This is a genomic window from Azotosporobacter soli (assembly GCF_030542965.1).
Taxonomy (GTDB): Bacteria; Bacillota; Negativicutes; order SG130; family SG130; genus Azotosporobacter; species Azotosporobacter soli.
Genome location: NZ_JAUAOA010000011.1, coordinates 41073 through 58081, shown reverse-complemented (window position 1 = coordinate 58081; position 17009 = coordinate 41073). Strand labels below are relative to the sequence as shown.

The 17009-nt window shown below is 56.1% G+C and carries 15 protein-coding genes; 6 read left to right on the top strand and 9 right to left on the bottom strand.

The genetic code is table 11. From position 1 onward, the window contains the following. Position 1: 1 nt before the first annotated feature. The 9 genes from xdhA to QTL79_RS11075 all read right to left on the bottom strand — a co-directional run bounded on the left by xdhA (position 2) and on the right by QTL79_RS11075 (position 12133). Positions 2–2317: a xanthine dehydrogenase subunit XdhA gene (gene xdhA, locus QTL79_RS11115; protein ID WP_346355040.1), complete on the bottom strand. Its 2316-nt coding sequence runs from the start codon at positions 2315–2317 to the stop codon at positions 2–4. A 24-nt stretch (positions 2318–2341) separates the two neighbouring features. Continuing rightward, a complete protein-coding gene (locus QTL79_RS11110; RefSeq protein ID WP_346355039.1) occupies positions 2342–3700 on the bottom strand; it encodes an 8-oxoguanine deaminase in 1359 nt (452 codons plus the stop codon). A 367-nt stretch (positions 3701–4067) separates the two neighbouring features. Further along, positions 4068–5816 (bottom strand): sigma 54-interacting transcriptional regulator, encoded by a 1749-nt coding sequence (locus QTL79_RS11105; protein ID WP_346355038.1) that lies wholly within the window; start codon positions 5814–5816, stop codon positions 4068–4070. Positions 5817–5837: 21 nt separating this feature from the next. After that, entirely contained in the window at positions 5838–6443 is a 606-nt protein-coding gene (locus QTL79_RS11100) for a nucleotidyltransferase family protein (RefSeq protein ID WP_346355037.1), read from the bottom strand. Next, a complete protein-coding gene (locus tag QTL79_RS11095) occupies positions 6444–7463 on the bottom strand; it encodes a molybdopterin-binding protein (protein WP_346355036.1) in 1020 nt (339 codons plus the stop codon). A 148-nt stretch (positions 7464–7611) separates the two neighbouring features. After that, positions 7612–8370 carry a selenium cofactor biosynthesis protein YqeC gene (gene yqeC, locus QTL79_RS11090; protein ID WP_346355035.1) on the bottom strand — a complete coding sequence of 253 codons (759 nt, stop codon included), beginning with the start codon at positions 8368–8370 and terminating at the stop codon, positions 7612–7614. Between the two features lie 4 nt (positions 8371–8374). Continuing rightward, positions 8375–9205 (bottom strand): selenium-dependent molybdenum cofactor biosynthesis protein YqeB, encoded by an 831-nt coding sequence (gene yqeB / locus QTL79_RS11085; protein ID WP_346355034.1) that lies wholly within the window; start codon positions 9203–9205, stop codon positions 8375–8377. A 360-nt stretch (positions 9206–9565) separates the two neighbouring features. After that, the gene (locus QTL79_RS11080; RefSeq protein ID WP_346355033.1) at positions 9566–11263 is read right to left on the bottom strand and encodes a methyl-accepting chemotaxis protein; all 1698 of its coding nucleotides are present in this window, start codon (positions 11261–11263) and stop codon (positions 9566–9568) included. A 159-nt stretch (positions 11264–11422) separates the two neighbouring features. Then, on the bottom strand, positions 11423–12133 hold the full coding sequence (locus QTL79_RS11075; protein WP_346355032.1) for an SIMPL domain-containing protein: 711 nt from the start codon (positions 12131–12133) through the stop codon (positions 11423–11425). Positions 12134–12427: 294 nt separating this feature from the next. Between QTL79_RS11075 and dcuS the strand changes: the two genes are divergently transcribed. The 6 genes from dcuS to QTL79_RS11045 all read left to right on the top strand — a co-directional run bounded on the left by dcuS (position 12428) and on the right by QTL79_RS11045 (position 16994). Next, positions 12428–14041 (top strand): DcuS/MalK family sensor histidine kinase, encoded by a 1614-nt coding sequence (gene dcuS / locus QTL79_RS11070; RefSeq protein ID WP_346355031.1) that lies wholly within the window; start codon positions 12428–12430, stop codon positions 14039–14041. Then, positions 14034–14738, top strand: a complete 705-nt coding sequence (locus tag QTL79_RS11065) for a response regulator (protein WP_346355030.1) — start codon at positions 14034–14036, stop codon at positions 14736–14738. Before dcuS ends, QTL79_RS11065 begins: the two co-directional genes overlap by 8 nt. Before the next feature lie 204 nt (positions 14739–14942). Then, the gene (locus tag QTL79_RS11060; protein WP_346355029.1) at positions 14943–15212 is read left to right on the top strand and encodes a hypothetical protein; all 270 of its coding nucleotides are present in this window, start codon (positions 14943–14945) and stop codon (positions 15210–15212) included. Between the two features lie 23 nt (positions 15213–15235). Beyond that, positions 15236–15637: a biotin/lipoyl-containing protein gene (locus QTL79_RS11055; protein WP_346355028.1), complete on the top strand. Its 402-nt coding sequence runs from the start codon at positions 15236–15238 to the stop codon at positions 15635–15637. Between the two features lie 33 nt (positions 15638–15670). Continuing rightward, positions 15671–16828, top strand: a complete 1158-nt coding sequence (locus QTL79_RS11050; RefSeq protein ID WP_346355027.1) for a sodium ion-translocating decarboxylase subunit beta — start codon at positions 15671–15673, stop codon at positions 16826–16828. Between the two features lie 13 nt (positions 16829–16841). After that, positions 16842–16994: a hypothetical protein gene (locus QTL79_RS11045; protein ID WP_346355026.1), complete on the top strand. Its 153-nt coding sequence runs from the start codon at positions 16842–16844 to the stop codon at positions 16992–16994. Positions 16995–17009: the final 15 nt, after the last annotated feature.

Genomic DNA, 17009 nt, shown 5'->3' with positions numbered 1-17009 from the left:
CTTATTTCCCCTCTTCCTTCCAAGGATCTTGAATGAGCCCTTCTTCGCTGAAGCGCCGGAACAGGATGTGCGGATTCAGCGGCAGTTTGTCGATCGCGACGCCGGTCGCGTTGAGAATCGCGTTGCGGATCGCCGGAGCGACCGGCGTTGCGGGCGGCTCACCCAGTGCCTTCACCCCATAAGGACTCGTCGGTTCGAAGTTTTCCACAAACTGCGCCTCCAGGTGCGGATGATCGACAAAGGTGGAGAGTTTATAATCGAGCAGGTTATTGTTCAGCGGTTTGCCCGTCTTCGGGTCGAAGAGCAACTGCTCGCTCAATGCATATCCGATGCCCATCGACATGCCGCCGTGCACCTGCGCCTCAGCCAAAGCCGGATTGATCAGTCGGCCGCAATCGTGAACATTGATGATCTTCACGAGCTGCGCCCTGCACATCGGGATATCGACCTCGACCTCCGCGATGCAGCAGCCGAAGGAGTAGGCGTTGTTCTTGATCTGATAGCTCGATTCTGCGGTGATATGCTCGCTGTTCTCAAGACTGTAAAGCACCTCTGTCGCCAGATCGCCAAGCGACATCAGGATTCTTTTGTCGGTCTTGCGGATGATGTTGCTCTCCTCCACATCCAAATCAGCGATATCTACGCGGGTCAGCGCGCTGGCGTGCTTCAAAACCTTTGCCTTAAGGATGCGCCCAGTCTGGCAGATCGCAAAGCCGCAGGCGTAAGTCTGCCTTGAGGCATACGCGCCGAGACCGAACGGCGTGACGTCGGTATCCTGGCAGGACACGACATGGACATCCTCGTAATCTCTGATGCCGATCACATCAGCCGCCATTTGCGCATATGCGGTATCCGCGCCCTGACCGATCTCGGTTTCTCCCACCTGCAACTGGATCGAACCGTCTTCATTCATGACCATGCGGCAGGACGAATGCTCCAAAGCGATCGGCCATACGCCCGTGTTGTACCATAAGCAGGAGATGCCGATCCCCTTGCGGATTGGTCCGCTCTGCTTTTTGTATTCTTCGGCTTTCCTGCGATAGTCCATATACGCGATCGCCTTGTCGAGACACTGATTGAAACTGTCGAAGTAGTTCTCGTTCTTCGAGAAATTGTCCTTGTAGCCTACCGGCATGATGTTTTTGCGCCGGAACGATTCCGGGTCAAGACCGAGCGCCTTGCAGACATCATCGGTATGGCTTTCCACCGCGAACATCGCCTGCGGAATGCCGTAGCCGCGCATCGCACCCGCGACGGATTTGTTCGTATAGATCGTATAGGCGTCGCCCTGCACGTTGGGACAAGGATACATTTGAGGAAACGCTCCCATCCCCTTGGCCACGATCGAATGTCCGTGCGATGCGTATGCGCCCTGATCGGAAAAGCACTCGATCTTGCGGGCGACATAGCTCCCATCCGGCCTTACCCAGGAAACGACATGGAAACGGATCGCATGACGAACGCGATTGCTGACGAAGGTGTCCTCGCGCGGCACATCAAGCTTGACGAGGCGGCCGCCAAGGCGGATCGAAAGATAGGCGGCCAGCGGTTCATAGAGCGTGTCCTGCTTGTTGCCGAAGCCGCCGCCGATGTAAGGCTTGACGACGCGGACGCTGCCCCAGGGTATGCCGAGCGCATGACCGATCGTGCGCCGTACGATATGCGGAATCTGCGTGGAGCTGACCACGACCGTCCTGCCGTTCTCGCCGTACGCATAGGTGATGAAATTCTCAATATGGCAATGCTGCACGACAGGCGTATCGTACCACTTATCGATGCAGATCAGTCCCGGTTCCTTTATCGCTTCTTCATAGTTGCCGATGTTGATATTCGTATGTTTGAGAATGTTGTTCGGAAACTCTTTGTGAATGAGCGGCGCGCCGTCCTGCATCGCCGCCTGCGGATCAAGCACGAACGGCAATTCCTCATATTCTACCTTAACGGCACGTGCGCCCTGCGCCGCAGCCACTTCATCCTCGGCCACGACCGCGGCGACATCGTCGCCATAATAGCGGACATGGCGGTTCAGCAGACGACGGTCCGCAACGTCCTGATGGCGGGGATCGGTCGACCAGGGATGACCCGCGGTGGGAAAATCAATCTCCGGCACGTCGAAACAGGTGATGACGTCAATGACGCCCGGTATCTTCTTCGCCTCGGAAACGTCAATCGCTTTCACATAGCCATGCGCGATCGTCGAATGCACGACCACGATGATCAACGCACTCTTGTCGCATAGATCGTCGGTGTATTTGGCGCGTCCGGTCACTTTGTCGAACGCGTCGACCCGTCTTACGCTCTTTCCTACATTAGCCACGATGCAGTCCTCCCTAAGATGATCTTATCGCTCATTCAACTGCCGAACCAATTTGTTGGCCACTTCCGCCACCTTGTCCTCGTCGATCAAACCCTCGATGCGTCCGTCCTTAACGACGATCCGCCCGTTGACAATCGTATAATCGACCGGCCGCGCGATTCCGACCGTGCTCAGAACCGCTCGTGGATCAAACTGCGCGCCGACATATTCGATCTTTTCCATATTGATCAAAAACAGATCCGCCGCCTTGCCGACCTCGAGGCTGCCGATGTCGTCGCGCCCAAGCAATCTTGCGCCGCCGCGCGTCGCCAGCTGCAAAAGCTGATAAGCGCTCGGCGCTGTCGAACTGTAGTGCAGGCGATGCATCAGATACGCGCTGCGCAATTCCTGCAGCATGTTCGAGCCGTCATTGCTGGCGCTACCGTCGACTGCAAGACCGAGTGGCACGTCGAGTTCGAGCATGCGCGGAATCTTCGCCACACCGGACGCGAGCTTCTGATTCGAGCTCGGGCAATGTGCGACGCCTGTCTGCGTCGCAGCCAGTAATTCCAGTTCCGTATCGTCGAAATGGATGCCGTGCGCATACCAGACATCGCTGCCCAGCCAGCCAAGACTGTCCATATACGCGAGCGGCCGCAGGCCGAATTGCTGCAGACAATATTCTTCCTCATCTTTGGTTTCAGCCAGATGCGTATGCAAACGCACCTTCTTGCTGCGCGCCAAGAGCGCCGTCTCACGCATCAGTTCGCCGGATACGCTGAACGGCGAACAGGGCGCCAATGCCACCTGACGCATCGCACCCGGTTTCGGATCATGATACTCTTCAATCAGACGCTGGCTGTCCGCGAGGATCTCATCGACCGTCTGCACCAGATCGTCCGGCGGCAAGCCGCCATCGCTTCTGCCGCGCGCCATGCTGCCGCGCGCCGCGTGAAAGCGGATGCCAAGGTCCGTCGCAGCCGCGAACTGATGATCGATAAGATGCTTCGCGCGAGCGCGGGGAAAGACATAATGCTGGTCGAAACAGGTGGTGCAGCCGTATTTCAGCAGTTCGGCCATGCCGACCAGCGAACTGTAATAAATCATCTCCGGCGTCAAACCGCGCCAGATCTCATAAAGCGTCTTCAGCCAGGGAAACAGTTCCATGTTCTGCACCTGCGGCAGATTGCGCGTGAACGTCTGATAGAGATGATGGTGCGTGTTGATCAATCCCGGATAGGCGAACAGCCCCTTGCCGTCGATCACCGTTTCGGCATTCCTCTGCTCCGTACCGAGATAGGCGATCCGTCCGTCTTCAATCAGAAGATGCTGTCCTTCCAGCACACGATCCTCTTTATCGAGTGTGACAATGGCTTTTATATTTTGAATCAGGATGCTTTTCATGCGTCACCTCTCTTTATGGCTGCTCCTGCCTATTTATCATGCAAAAAAGATGCCAAGGCTGCTTTGCTTTCGGGGCAGGCAACCTGCGTTTTCCAACCTTTCCTGGTATTGCCTGCGCAATCTTTCTTTTCGGCGGCCCATATTTTTTTTGCACGCCGCATTTATTTTCCCGATTCGCTCCGTTTTCCGCCTCGCTGCGACTTCCTGCGCGATTTACCCTTATCAAAACGATAAATTCTATCACTTTGATAAGACACCTTCTTTTTCTTCTTTTACAAGAAAAAGACCTGCAAACACAAAGTCTGCAAAGCCTTTTTAAAAAAATTACGCTTATTTCTTTCGCTTTCCTTATCAAAATGATAAAATGCTACAACAGTTCGTTGATCTTCCGGTACAGCGTAGCGATGCCGATGCCAAGCTGACGCGCCGCTGCCTGCTTGCCCTTTGTCGAATCGCCGTACATCTGGATCGTCTTTTGGATGTGTTCGCGCTCCACTTCGCGCAGCGTCTTAACGCCGACGTCGCCTGCGCGCGGCCCGTTCTCCGCATAGCTGAGGATATTGCCTGGCAACGTCTCTTTCGTCAGAAACCCCTGCGGATCAGCCATGTTGATCATGAACTCGACGGTGTTCTCGAGTTCGCGTATATTACCGGGCCACGGATAACAGCGCAAAAGCTGCGCGGTCTCCTTATCAGTCCCGTAAACCTCTTTGCGAAACAGCTGACGATATTTCTGCACCATCGCATCGACCAGCAGATCGACGTCTTCCATGCGCTGACGCAGCGGCGGCACTTCCATCGGAATGACGTTGAGGCGATAATAGAGATCCTCGCGAAACTTCTTTTCTTTGATCAGCTCTTTCAGATCCTTATTCGTCGCCGCGATCACGCGCACGTTCAGCGTGATCAGCTGGTTGGAGCCGATGCGCACCAGCTTTCTTTCCTGCAGGACGCGCAGCAGCTTCACCTGCAGATAAAGAGGCATGTCGCCGACTTCATCGAGAAAGAGCACTCCCTTATTGGCCAGCTCGAACTTACCGATCTTGCCGCGCGGATCCGCACCGGTAAAGGCGCCCTTCACATAGCCGAAGAGTTCGCTTTCCAGCAGCGTGTCCGGGATCGCGCCGCAGTTGATGCCGATGAACGGCTGCGTTCGCCGGTTGCTCGCTGCATGAATCGCACGCGCGATCAGTTCCTTGCCGGTACCGCTCTCGCCGGTGACCAGCACGGTGGAATTGGATTCGGCGATCTTGGCGATCTTCGTCTTCAGTTGCCGAATCACCTCGGACTGACCTAAGATATTGTCAACTGTGACGCTTGTCGAAACATTGGTCAGATCATAGATGCCCGACTTGATGCTCTTGATCTCATTGAAAATAAAGACCTGATCCTGTTCTTTGATCTCCGGTTCCACGCGGAGCAGCTCTCCCATCAGATACGAGGTCTTGCTGCCGATCGTGACGCGGTATTCTTCCGAGCCCAATAATGAGTCGCCGGTGCTTTCGATCGTCACCTTCTTGTTGAGGCAATCTTCGCTCAGCTGCAGTTGCTTCTGCGCGCTCTGGTTGATCTGCAGGATGTGCTTGTCCTGATCCAACACCAAGACGCCCTTGTCGACGTTGTTCATGACGAGCAGCAAGAGTTCCATCTGCCGCCGGTTCCGCTCGAGTTCGCGGTGTTCGTAGGCCTTGGCGCTGATGAATTCGGCGATCTGCAGCAAAAAAAGTTTTTGTACTTCGAGATCTTCGAGCAGCCGCTTTTTTTGCGCATCGGCAAAGCAAATCAGACCGATCACGCCGATGATCTCCTCTTTCAGCTTGATCGGCGTGCAGAGTTCCATCTTTTCATCGCAGCAACCGCGCCGCGGACAATTCGTGCACAGCTCATGCTGGCCCGGTTCTTCGATCAGTTGCATCTCGCCGCTTTGCATTACCTGACGGTAGACAAAGCCTTCGTGCGACATGTCTTCATTGATCCGATCCTTATAGACTCCGGTTCCCGCGATCCTGACCAGGCCGCTGTCGACGATCTCGACGTCGACCTTGATCACATGCGCAATGATCTCGGCGTATTGAAGCACTGATGCCTGTATCTCTTGCAATATCGATGCTTTCATTCTGCACTCCCCGCTCTTCTCCTAAGATCTGCGCCAGCGGCGCCAGATAAGCTTCATTCTTTCGTAATCCTGCGGCGTATCGAGGTCGTCAAAGACCGTTTCGTCCTCCACCTCGACAAGTTCAATCGCCTCTTGGTCCGCCAGCAACGCACGCGCGCCTTCGTCGCCTGAAAGTCCGAGCAGCGCCGTACGCCAATGTTTCAGGTCGAAGAGCACCGGATTGCCCCGCCGCCCCTGATAGGCCGGGGCGACGGTCGCACCGCCGCTTTTCCGGTAGTGTTTTACGAGGCGTTCAAGCAGCGACGCGTCGAGCAGCGGCTGATCCGCCAACAGAAAAAGCACCGCAGCGCAATCGTCCGGCAAGGCGTCAAGCGCGCAACGCAGGCTGCTGGCCTGCCCGCTTAGCCAGGCTTCATTCTGCACGACCGTCAAACGTAAGCCGGTGAGCGCTTTCGCAACCTGCGCGCCTTCTGCGCCAAGCACCACGATGACGCCGTCCAGGCGTGCAGCACAGGCGGCTTCGGCCACCCAGCGAATCACCGGCTTGCCGCCCAGTTCCAATAATTGCTTTACGTCCCCCATCCGGCTGCCCTGCCCAGCCGCCAGGATCACAGCATAGATCTTCATTTATTTGCCGAACGGGCAATGCGGATAGACGCACTGCTCGCACTGGCTGCACAGTCCGCCGTAACCGAGCGAGACGATATCGTTTTTGCTCAGCCGTTCGCCGGCCAAAATGCGCGGCAGGACGAGATCGAGCACCGTCGTCTTCGCAAACATGCCGCAGGCCGGCAGACCGATGATCGCGATCTCTTCCAGATAAGCCAGCATGAACATCGCACCCGGCAGGACAGGCGTGCCATACGTCACGACATCCGCGCCGGTCGCGCGGATCGCCTCCGGCGTCACATCATCCGGGTCCACCGACATGCCGCCCGAAGCGATGACGATCTCAGCCCCGTTGGCGCGGCAGCTCACGATCGCTTCCGCGATCTGCGCCGGATCGTCCGGCCGATACAGCGTCTCCTGCAGCACGCCGCCGTAGAAGGCGACCTTGTCGGCGATCTGCTTTGCAAAACGATCCTCGATCCGCCCGTAAAAGACTTCATTGCCGGTGATCACGGCCGCCACTTTCAGTTTTGCCAACGGATGCACGGCCAGCACTTCGCCGTACCGTTTCAGGTTCGCCTCGACGCCCTGCACCGCGGCCTTATCGACGACCAGCGGAATGATCTTCACCGCCGCCACTACGTCCCCGGCCTTGACCAGCTGGTTGCTGTGCCGCGTCGACAGCGCGATGTGCTCGACATTATTGACAGCATCGACCGCGCTGCGATTCACCTTCAGCAAGCCGTCCGCCTGCGCCTTGAGATTGACGCGGCCTTCCGACGGCGGCGCGCATTCGATCCTTGCCCCGGCCGCCGCCTGCGCGATCGCCAGCGCCGCATCATCTTCATGCAGTTTCTTATCGCCCAGTTCGAAGAGATAAATATGCTCTTTGCCGATATCTTTCAGGTGCGGGATGTCTTCTTCACGCACGATATGACCTTTGCGAAACGCAGGCCCTTTGTAGCTGCCCGGCACGACCTTCGTCAGATCGTGTCCGAGCACCATCCCCACCGCATCTTCGACTTTCACTTTTTTCATTTCTGCTACCTCCTGCCAAGGTATAAACTTATGCAACGTTTTACTTCTGCGGCACTCTCTGGTGCAGCAGCGAGGTTCACGCCTAGATTCACGCATTTATTTTCAAGCTTCACAGCGCACGAGAAAATGCAATGTCCGCTTAGCGATCTCATTCCAGACAAAACGTCCCTTCGCGCAGGCTGCCGGAGACCACTTGCTGCAAACGCGCGCCCCATGTTTTCTTCAAAAGCGCCGCCAGACGCGCGGCTTTTGCCTGCGCGCCCGGCAAATCGCTCTTGTTCAAGTAGATCACGAGCGCACAGCCGTCCGGGCAGTTCTTAAGCCAACCCTCGGGCTGCAGCAAGAGGGCGCAGATCCGCTCCTCATCAAGGATCGCGCCGAGCGACAGGGCGGCGAGTTCCGCCACGCGCTGCGGCCGGTGCACGCTACGTTCATCAAGAATCTGACCGATCGCATCGAGCCCGAGCACGAAGATGACCAGGCTGCTATTGCCCGGAATCACCGGTTCATGCGCCAGGTGTCCCTTTAGCGACCGTCCGGCAGAACCGTCTCCTTCGACAAGAAAGTAGGTGTCCGGCATCCGCCGAGCCGCATTGGCGATCCATTCCTGCGGCAAGCCGTCAACTTTGCCGTGCAGAGCCGCTTGGCCTTCGGCGATCAGCGCATTTTCTTCCGCCTGCGCGGCGGCCGCGCATAATTCCTCTTCGCTGCCGACCGGGCGATACGCACGCCAGGGTGACGGCGCGGCCGCCATTTTCGTCGTGCTGGTCGCCACGGCAGGCCAAGCCTCTTGCCGACAGACCATCTGCAGATGATAAAGCAGCGAGGTCTTGCCGCCGCCGCCGACCAGCGTGACCAGCCTCGGCTGCGGCAGCGCCGCCAGGATATCCCGCCAGATTTGCGCCATCCTTCTATCTCCCGTCCTGTTTTACGCCCCAATTTTTCGTTCGTTTCTCTCTTGCCAAACGCAGCAGCGCTTCCAATACGCCGCCGCCGATCGCTCTCGCTTTATCCGAGACGGTAAAGCAATGTTCCACTGCGCAGCGCGGGTCGATATCGCCGATCTTGAAATCGGCCGGCACGCTCAGTCCGTCCTGCAGCAAGCCGCGCAGCACGCCGCTGATTGTCGCCAATACCGGTTCTTCGTCCACCCAGCCAAGCACGTCGCCCGCCTGCACCAAAGCGCCGATCTTCCTGTCGCTTTTGAAGACGCCGGCGCGCGGCGAACGAATCACCCGCTCAATCGTGTAGCCGCCGACTTCCCCCGGTATGCCGGTATTGGGAATCGCACTGCCTTCCAGAATAACCTGCCCCAGATAATGGCCCCGCTTCGTTTCGATGACGGCATCGACATCCTCACCGGCCGTAAACCCCGGCCCGACGCCGATCACAATCTCCGCCTGCATCCGCTCCGTACCCAGATTTTTTTTTGCCAAAATGGCATCTACCACCGCCCAGGGCTTTAAAAGCGCAGCAGCAGCGCCATCCGGATCGACAACGACTGGAATTTCGCCCGCCCTGATTACTTTTTCAATCTCGCTTAAGACCGCCAAACGTCCCCTTATCCCTTCCACCGTCATGCTGCCCTCAAATACCGCCTGAGCAAAACTGACCGTACGTCGAATGACCGTCGGTGCGGCAAGATCCGTCATTACAACAGAAAAACCGCTATGAAACAGGCGGCAAGCGATGCCGCTCGCCATGTCGCCCGCTCCTTTAATCAAAATCAATTGCTGCTTCATCAGGAGCCTCCTCTAACCGGCTTTCCTTTTTTCTTCTGCTGCTATGTTAAGCAATTTTCTTGCCAAGTTTTAAAATCATATGACAAATAATAAAGACGACGCCTGCACGACGGCGTCATCGCAGAACTTTCTCTCTCACTTCGTTTTTCGCATGGCGGGTTTGATCCACGCTAAAGCTGTAACCGGTTTCTGATTTCCCCTTAAAAGAACCGATTCCCGTCGGCCCGGTTCTCCTGGCATTTCCCAGGAACTTATTTGTTTCCTATTCTATATAAAACCAGTGATTTCCTTCCGCCCCTTGCGTCGTTCCTTTTGCATCGCAAAAAGGGAGGGCGCCTCCCGGCGCCCTCCTTTAAACAGTCATGTCTTGAACACCCCGACAGCGCTTTGCAACGATTCCGCCATCTTCGCCAGCGTCTTGCTGGCGATCGCGATCTCTTCCATCGTCGCCGACTGTTCTTCGGATGCCGCGGAGATGGTCTCCGTCTGCAACGCGGTATCCTTTGTCACTTCACCGATTTCACTCACCGCCTGCACCACGGCCTGACTGCCTCCAGCCAATTCCTCGATCGCGGCGGACACGTCGCGCATCTCGTCCGAAACCTTTTCGACCAACTGCCGGATCTTTTCAAAACTGACGCCGGCAGCAGCAACGACTTCCGTGCCGCGCTTGACCTCCTGCGTTCCGCTTCCCATCGCCGAAACCGCCAGCTCGGTGTCGCCTTGGATTTCATTGATCAGATCCGAGATCTGCTTGGCCGCTTCCTGCGACTGTTCCGCCAGTTTCCTTACCTCGTCCGCCACCACGGCAAAACCGCGTCCCTGTTCGCCAGCCCGCGCCGCTTCGATCGCGGCATTGAGCGCGAGCAAGTTCGTTTGCGAGGCGATGCCGGAAATCGTATCGACGATCTTGCCGATCGTCTTGGAACGCTCGCCCAGTCTGCCGACCATCTGCGCGGATTCATTGACCACTTTTTCAATATTGTCCATCTGCGCAGCAGCTTTTTCCACCGCCATTTTTCCTTCATAGGCCGCACCGGCTGTCTGGTCGGCAGTTTCCGCCACATTGGTGGTGTTGACCGCGATGCTCTCGATACCGCCCGACATCTGCCGCACCGTTTCCGTCGCTTCCGCCGACCGCGTCATCTGCACCGCGCCGCCGGCCGCCACATCGGTGACGGATTGCGCTACCTGGTTTGCGGCGTCCGCCGATTGTTCCGCACTGCTCATCAGCTCTTGTGAAGAAGCCGCCAGATGATCCGCATTGTTTCGCATCTCCTTCGCCAGCGTCCGCAGACTGTGCACCATCAAACCGAGCGAGCCGGCCAGCAGACCGATCTCATCTCCGCTCTTCGCTTCGATCTCGACGGTCAGATCGCCTTTGGCGATTTGTTCTGCCGCCTCCGCCATGCTCCTGATCTTCCTTGCTATATTGCGCGCCGTATACGCGCCGATGCTCAGTCCCAAGAGAACGCTGAGCGCACCGCCGCCCAAAGCGACGCTCTTGGCCACATTGCAGGCCTGCGTAGAAGCCAGCATCGCACTATTGATCTGATTCTCCCGCAGGTCCATATACTCTTTCGCCTTTTGCCGCAGCCCCCGTCCCAACGTCGTCAGTTCGCCATTCATCAGCACGATTGCTTCCTGGTCTTTTCCGGCCTGCTTTAAGACGATGACCTGTTTTTCCGCGATATCGGCATATCTTTTTTGCATCGCAATCAATTCGCCGACGACCTTCTTGCCTTCATCAGTCCGCGCCGCTTCCAACAGTTCTTTACTGAATTTCTCATTCTCTGCGGTCACCCGCCGGTAGTTCTCGAGCGATACGGCATCCGCAGACAGGAGAAAGCCGCGCAGTGACGCAAACATATTTTCCGTGTTCCGTGCAATCGCCGCCGTCTGCAACAGACGCGGCAGCGCTTCCTGTCTTGTCTCGTTTACGGCCTTATCGATCTGAACCGTACTGTATATCACAAAAGCAAAGGCCAGAAGACTCACCAACACCACTGCAGAAAAACAAAGCAACATCTTCTTCATCAGACTCATCTTGCTCCCCATGCGTAAACCTCCTTTTTCTCTCGATCATCCTCCCACTTTCTTCCTAGAGCACTTCGACATCTGACATTTTTTCCCTGCTCTTTTCATTCGTTTTCCGTCCGCTCGCAAAAAAAGAGAAGAAGCCTGGCATCCTCCCCAGGATTCTTCTCTTGACAGGAACTAGATTTCAACTACCAGATTCACCGTAGCCTGCACTTGAATCAAACCGGTTTCTATCGGAGTTCTTTCACGCATGGCACTGGCCTTAAACATCATATAGTCTCGCGTGTTTTCATTGCCGCCGAAATGAACCGACGATTCGCTTACTGAGAGCGGCCCAATAATCGGCCGATTAAGTGCACCGGCAATTGCTTCCGCTTTGCCCATCGCATCCTTCACTGCCGATTGCAGCGCGCTTTGCTTCCAATGCATTTCATCCTTTTTGCCAAAACGCAAATTGGAAATTTGCGTAGCGCCGGAAGACAATGCACCGTCAATGACAGGCCCTACCAAAGCAACATCCTGTAGCTTTACCGACACGGCATTGCTGACCTGATAGCCGGAAATTTCGCCCGGCCGGTGGCCATTTGCATCGCTATAGACCGGGTATACATTGAAGTGCGAGGTCTGGATCTGGTCGCGCTCTACGCCAAGCGCCAGCAGCTTGTTTTGCACCGCTTGCGCGATTCTCGCGTTTTCGTTTTGCGCTTCCGCAAGCGTCGCGCCATTACTTTGCACCGCAATCTCGATGTCGGCGCGATCCGGCTGCAGATAAAACTGCGCCTGTCCCTGCACCGTGATCGTCTTCGCTTCACTGGCCTGCGATGTTGCCGGGATAAATAGCAATAAGCCCAGCACCATTGCAATGCCGTATTTCAAATATCGTTTCATGAAACTCCTCCTTTTTCGTCTCGACTGTTGCCAAGACTATCTCCATTGTAAAACAAATTTCTGCACTTTGTCGAATCCGTTTGAACGCCGTATTCACCCTTTCACAGCCATTGTCTGCCCGTTTCCTTTTAAGACGTCGTCAAACGGCATGCCAAGCATCGCAGCAGGATTTCGCTTTTATGCGGCGAAGCTTTTTGCCTATATTGACGTTTTTCGCCATTATTCTCCACTTGTCGGTTTCCGCGCAAACGAGCGACTCGCGCAATTTCATGCCGACGAAGAAAGGACGCATCGATGCCGCACCATAAGAAACGCCTGAAGCTGAATGTAACGATCGGTCTTTTCGTCTGCCTCGTCGTCGCCTTTTCGCTGATGGTCACCGACCTGATCGTCTCCAAACAGGTCGCCGCCAACACGCATCAGGAACTGGTCGACCGTTCCCGGATGGTGGCCAGCATCATGGCCAATTCCATCACCGTCATCGAGTGCCTCTCGGGACTTGACGACGAAGGGGATATTCAAATTTTCGCCAACCGGATTCTTAAGAAGGCCAATGTCCAGTTCGTCACCGTCATGGACATGAACCGCGTGCGAAAATCGCACCCCGATCCGGAAAACATCGGCAAGGTCTATGAACTGTCGGACGCCGATCCCGCGTTCGCCGGCCAGGAAACCATCTCCACCGCCAGCGGCTCGCTCGGCCCTTCGCTGCGCACCTTCGTTCCGGTCTTCGGCCCGGACGGACGCCAGATCGGCGTCGTTCTGGTCGGCATCCTGCTGAACGAAGTCGAGCAGGCCGTCGACGTAAGCCGGGCCGGCGTCTTTGTCGGCATTTATCTCGGCATGTTCGTCGGCCTGAGCGGCGCATTGCTGCTGGCCAACCATATCAAAAAAGCGATGTTCGGTCTGGAACCTTCGGAAATCGCACAGCTGCTCGAAGAACGAAATGCGATGCTGCAGGCTACGCGTGAAGGTATGATCGCGATCGACGGCGAGGGGCGCGTTACGCTGGTCAATTCGGCCGCGATGAAATTGCTCGCCGCGGTCGGCATCCGGCATGACATTCGCGGTGAAAACGTCGAGGAATGCATCCCCAATACCCGCCTGTATGAAGTATTGGTCAACGGGAATCCTGAATATGATCATGAACAGAATCTGCACGGCGTGACCTGGCTGACCAACCGCGTTCCGGTGCGCGTTTCCGGCCGGATCGTCGGCGCGATTTCGACCTTCCGCGACATGACCGAGATCACAACGCTCGCGCAGAAACTGGTCGGCATTCAAAACTACGCCGAAGCGCTGCGCTCGCAGACGCATGAATTCATGAACAAACTGCATGTCATTCTCGGCATGGTTCGTTTAGGAAAATTCGACCATATCCAGCCCTATGTCTCACAGATCGCACAGCATTATCAGGTCGAAGTCGGTTCGGTGATCCGGCGCATCAAAGACCCTGTCCTGGCCGGTTTCATCCTGGGCAAGATCAGCCGCGGCCGCGAACTCAACGTTCTTTTGCAGCTGCAGGAAGCGTCGAGCCTGCCGGAGGCGGCCTCGGAAGAGACCGTGCATGATCTGATCACAATCCTCGGTAATCTGATCGATAATGCGATGGAAGCACTGCAAGACGCCGATGAAAAGAATATCCGCCTTGAACTGACGCATCAAGACGCCTGCCTGACCGCTCGTATTTCCGACAGCGGCCCCGGCATTCCGCTTGCGATGCAGCCGCGCATCTTCGACCATGGCTTTTCCAGCAAAGGGCCAAACCGCGGCATCGGTTTGCATCTGGCGCTGAACAGCGCTCTTCGCCTTGGCGGCAACATTCAGATCGAACGCAGTGATGCAAACGGTACGACCTTTGTCGTCCAACTGCCTTATCCGGAAAAAGGAGGTCCCGAGATTGATTAACGTACTCATTGTCGAAGACGATCCGATGGTCGCGGAATTCAACAAACAATATGTCGCTCTGGTCGAAGGCTTTCAGGTCGTCGCGGTCGCCCGTTCCGGCGACGAAGCGCTCGCTCTGCTCAAAGAACATGATATCGACCTGGTTCTTTTGGATATCTTCATGCCGGGCAAGACCGGGATCGAACTGCTGACGGCCATTCGCCTGCAAGGGCTGCCGACTGACGCGATCGTCGTCTCGGCCGCCTGCGATCAAAAACACATCCTCGCCGCGACGCGCCTCGGCGCAGTCGATTATCTGATCAAGCCTTTTGAGTTCGAACGGCTGCAGGAATCGCTCAACGCCTACCGGGAGTGGGCAACCGCGGTAACCAGCCAACCCACGGTCCGTCAATCCGACGTCGATCAGCTGCGCCAGCGCAAAGAGCAATCCTTTCCTCAACAAGTCCCGAAAGGCATCGACCGCAAGACGCTGCAAACGGTATGGCATCGCATCAAGCAGTCTGGCGGGCAGAGTTTTTCGACCGAAGAACTGGCCAATCTCGTCGGTCTGACGCGCATTTCAATGCGCAAATATCTCGAATTCATCAAACAGCTCGATCTGTTGGAACATGAGATCAGTTACGGTTCGGTCGGTCGACCGATTTATAAGTACCGTTGCCTGAATCCGAACAGTCCGCTAATCACACGTTATTTTTAAGCGTTTCCTGACGAGGCGTCGCCAAACCGGTAGAAAACCTGTTTGGCGATGCCTCTTTTTTTCATTGCGCAAAATTACTTTAATTACGAAACAGCACAACAAACTGACCAAAATAGGAAGAATATTTTGCAAAGTCAAATTACTCCTCTATGACACCATTCCTACTTTCCGACAGTAGAGTTTGCAGCAAGGAGGTGACCACACGTGGGATTTTTCGATTTTCTCAGCGGCAGCAAGGCGAAGCCGAGCAAAAAAACCAAGATTCGCGTCCAGCAGGCGACTGCACCAACGGAGACAGCGCCAGACCTCAGCGCGAATCTTTCACCAGAGACGTTAGCGCTGTTGTCGGCAGCCGCCGCAGCCTACGTGATCTTAGAAGGAGGTTCTGATTTTAGCACCTTCCGCATCGTACGCGTTTCAAATTCGTGGGCGATGGCAGGCAGGCAGCAGTTAATGGATGCACGATCCGGTTAATAAATTTTTAGGAGGCTTTTCAAATGAGCAGTTTTGAACTCAATATCACGCTAAACGGCGTAACGTACAACGTAGAGGTCGAAAAAGTCAGCAAACAGGGCGGCGCCGTCAAAGCAGCGCCTACGCCGACGGTAGTCGCCGCTCCGGCGCCGGTCGCCGCGGCCGCACCGGCTGCGCAGCCCAAAGCCGCACCGGTTGCAGCGGCAGCCGGCGAAACGAACATCGCCGCTCCGATGCCGGGCAAGGTCAGCAAGGTTTCGGTCAAGGTCGGCGACAAGGTGAAACAGGGCCAAGTCCTGATGCTCTTAGAAGCGATGAAAATGCAAAACGAAATCGGCTCTCCGGTCGACGGCGTCGTCAAAGCGATCAACGTCAGTACCGGCGACGGCGTAAAGCCGGGCCAAGTCATGCTCGTTCTCGCCTGATCTCACACAGCACTATAATGAGGAGGATTTTCCATGGAAGCAATGTTAATCCAATATCCCTGGCTTGATGAACTGCTGATGGGTTTTCTCGGTCTATCCTGGAAGCACGTCGTCATGTGGCTGATCGGCGCAACTTTGATTTATCTCGCCGTGAAAAAAGACTATGAACCAGCGCTGCTGCTGCCGATCGGTTTCGGCGCGGTACTGGCCAACATCCCGCATTCGTCGGCCATTTCCAAAGTCGTCGGCGAAGAAGGCTTTCTTTGGGTCTTATACCAGGGCGGTATTGCCAACGAACTCTTTCCCGTCCTTATCTTTGTCGCGATCGGCGCGATGTGTGATTTTACGCCGCTGATCCGGCGGCCGATCGTCATGCTCTTCGCCGCGGCGGCGCAGTTCGGCATCTTTGCGACCGCGGTCCTCGCCACATTGATGGGCTTTTCCTTTGAACATGCCGCTTCGATCGGCATCATCGGCGCAGCCGACGGCCCGACGACGATCTACGTCGCCAGCCGCTTTGCCCAGGATCTGCTTGGCCCATTATCGGTAGCGGCCTACTCGTACATGTCGCTTGTCCCTGTTATTCAGCCGCCGGTCATCAAAGCGTTGACGACCTCGGCCGAACGCAAGATCAAGATGGGCTATGAAAATGAAGAACCGGTCTCGCGCACAGCAAAATTCCTCTTCCCGATCCTGATCGTCCTGATCGCAGGCATGGTCGCACCGATCTCGGTCGCGCTGATCGGCTCGCTGATGTTCGGCAACATCCTGAAAGAATCCGGAGTCGTAGACAATCTCTCCAACGCCGCGCAAAGCGAACTGGCCAACCTGGTCACCTTGCTGCTCGGCATCACAATCGGCGGCACGATGTCAGCCGAACGGTTCCTGACGGTCGAAGTCGCGATGATCATGGCGCTCGGCGCTGTCGCCTTCGTCTTTGATACCGCAGGCGGCGTCCTCTTCGCCAAACTGTTGAACATCTTCAGCAAAGAAAAAATGAACCCGATGATCGGCGCCTGCGGCATCTCGGCTTTCCCGATGTCCGGCCGCGTCATTGCCAAGATGGCGCTTAAAGAAGACCCGACCAACTTCATCATCCAGCATGCCATCGGCGTCAATGTAGCCGGCCAAGTCGCTTCGGTAGTGGCTGGCGGACTCGTATTGGCACTGATTCCGGCGCTGGCCAAGTAAAGGAGGCAATTGAATGCTAACGGCTGCAACCGCAAAAGCTCTGACCATGATGGGCATCGCATTGCCCACCATGTTCGCCGTCATCCTCATCTTCATGCTGGCCACCAAACTGCTGCACAAGGCGTTTCCGGCGGAAAGCGAAGAACTTGAAGGCGATGACGATTAATTTTCCGAACGGCCC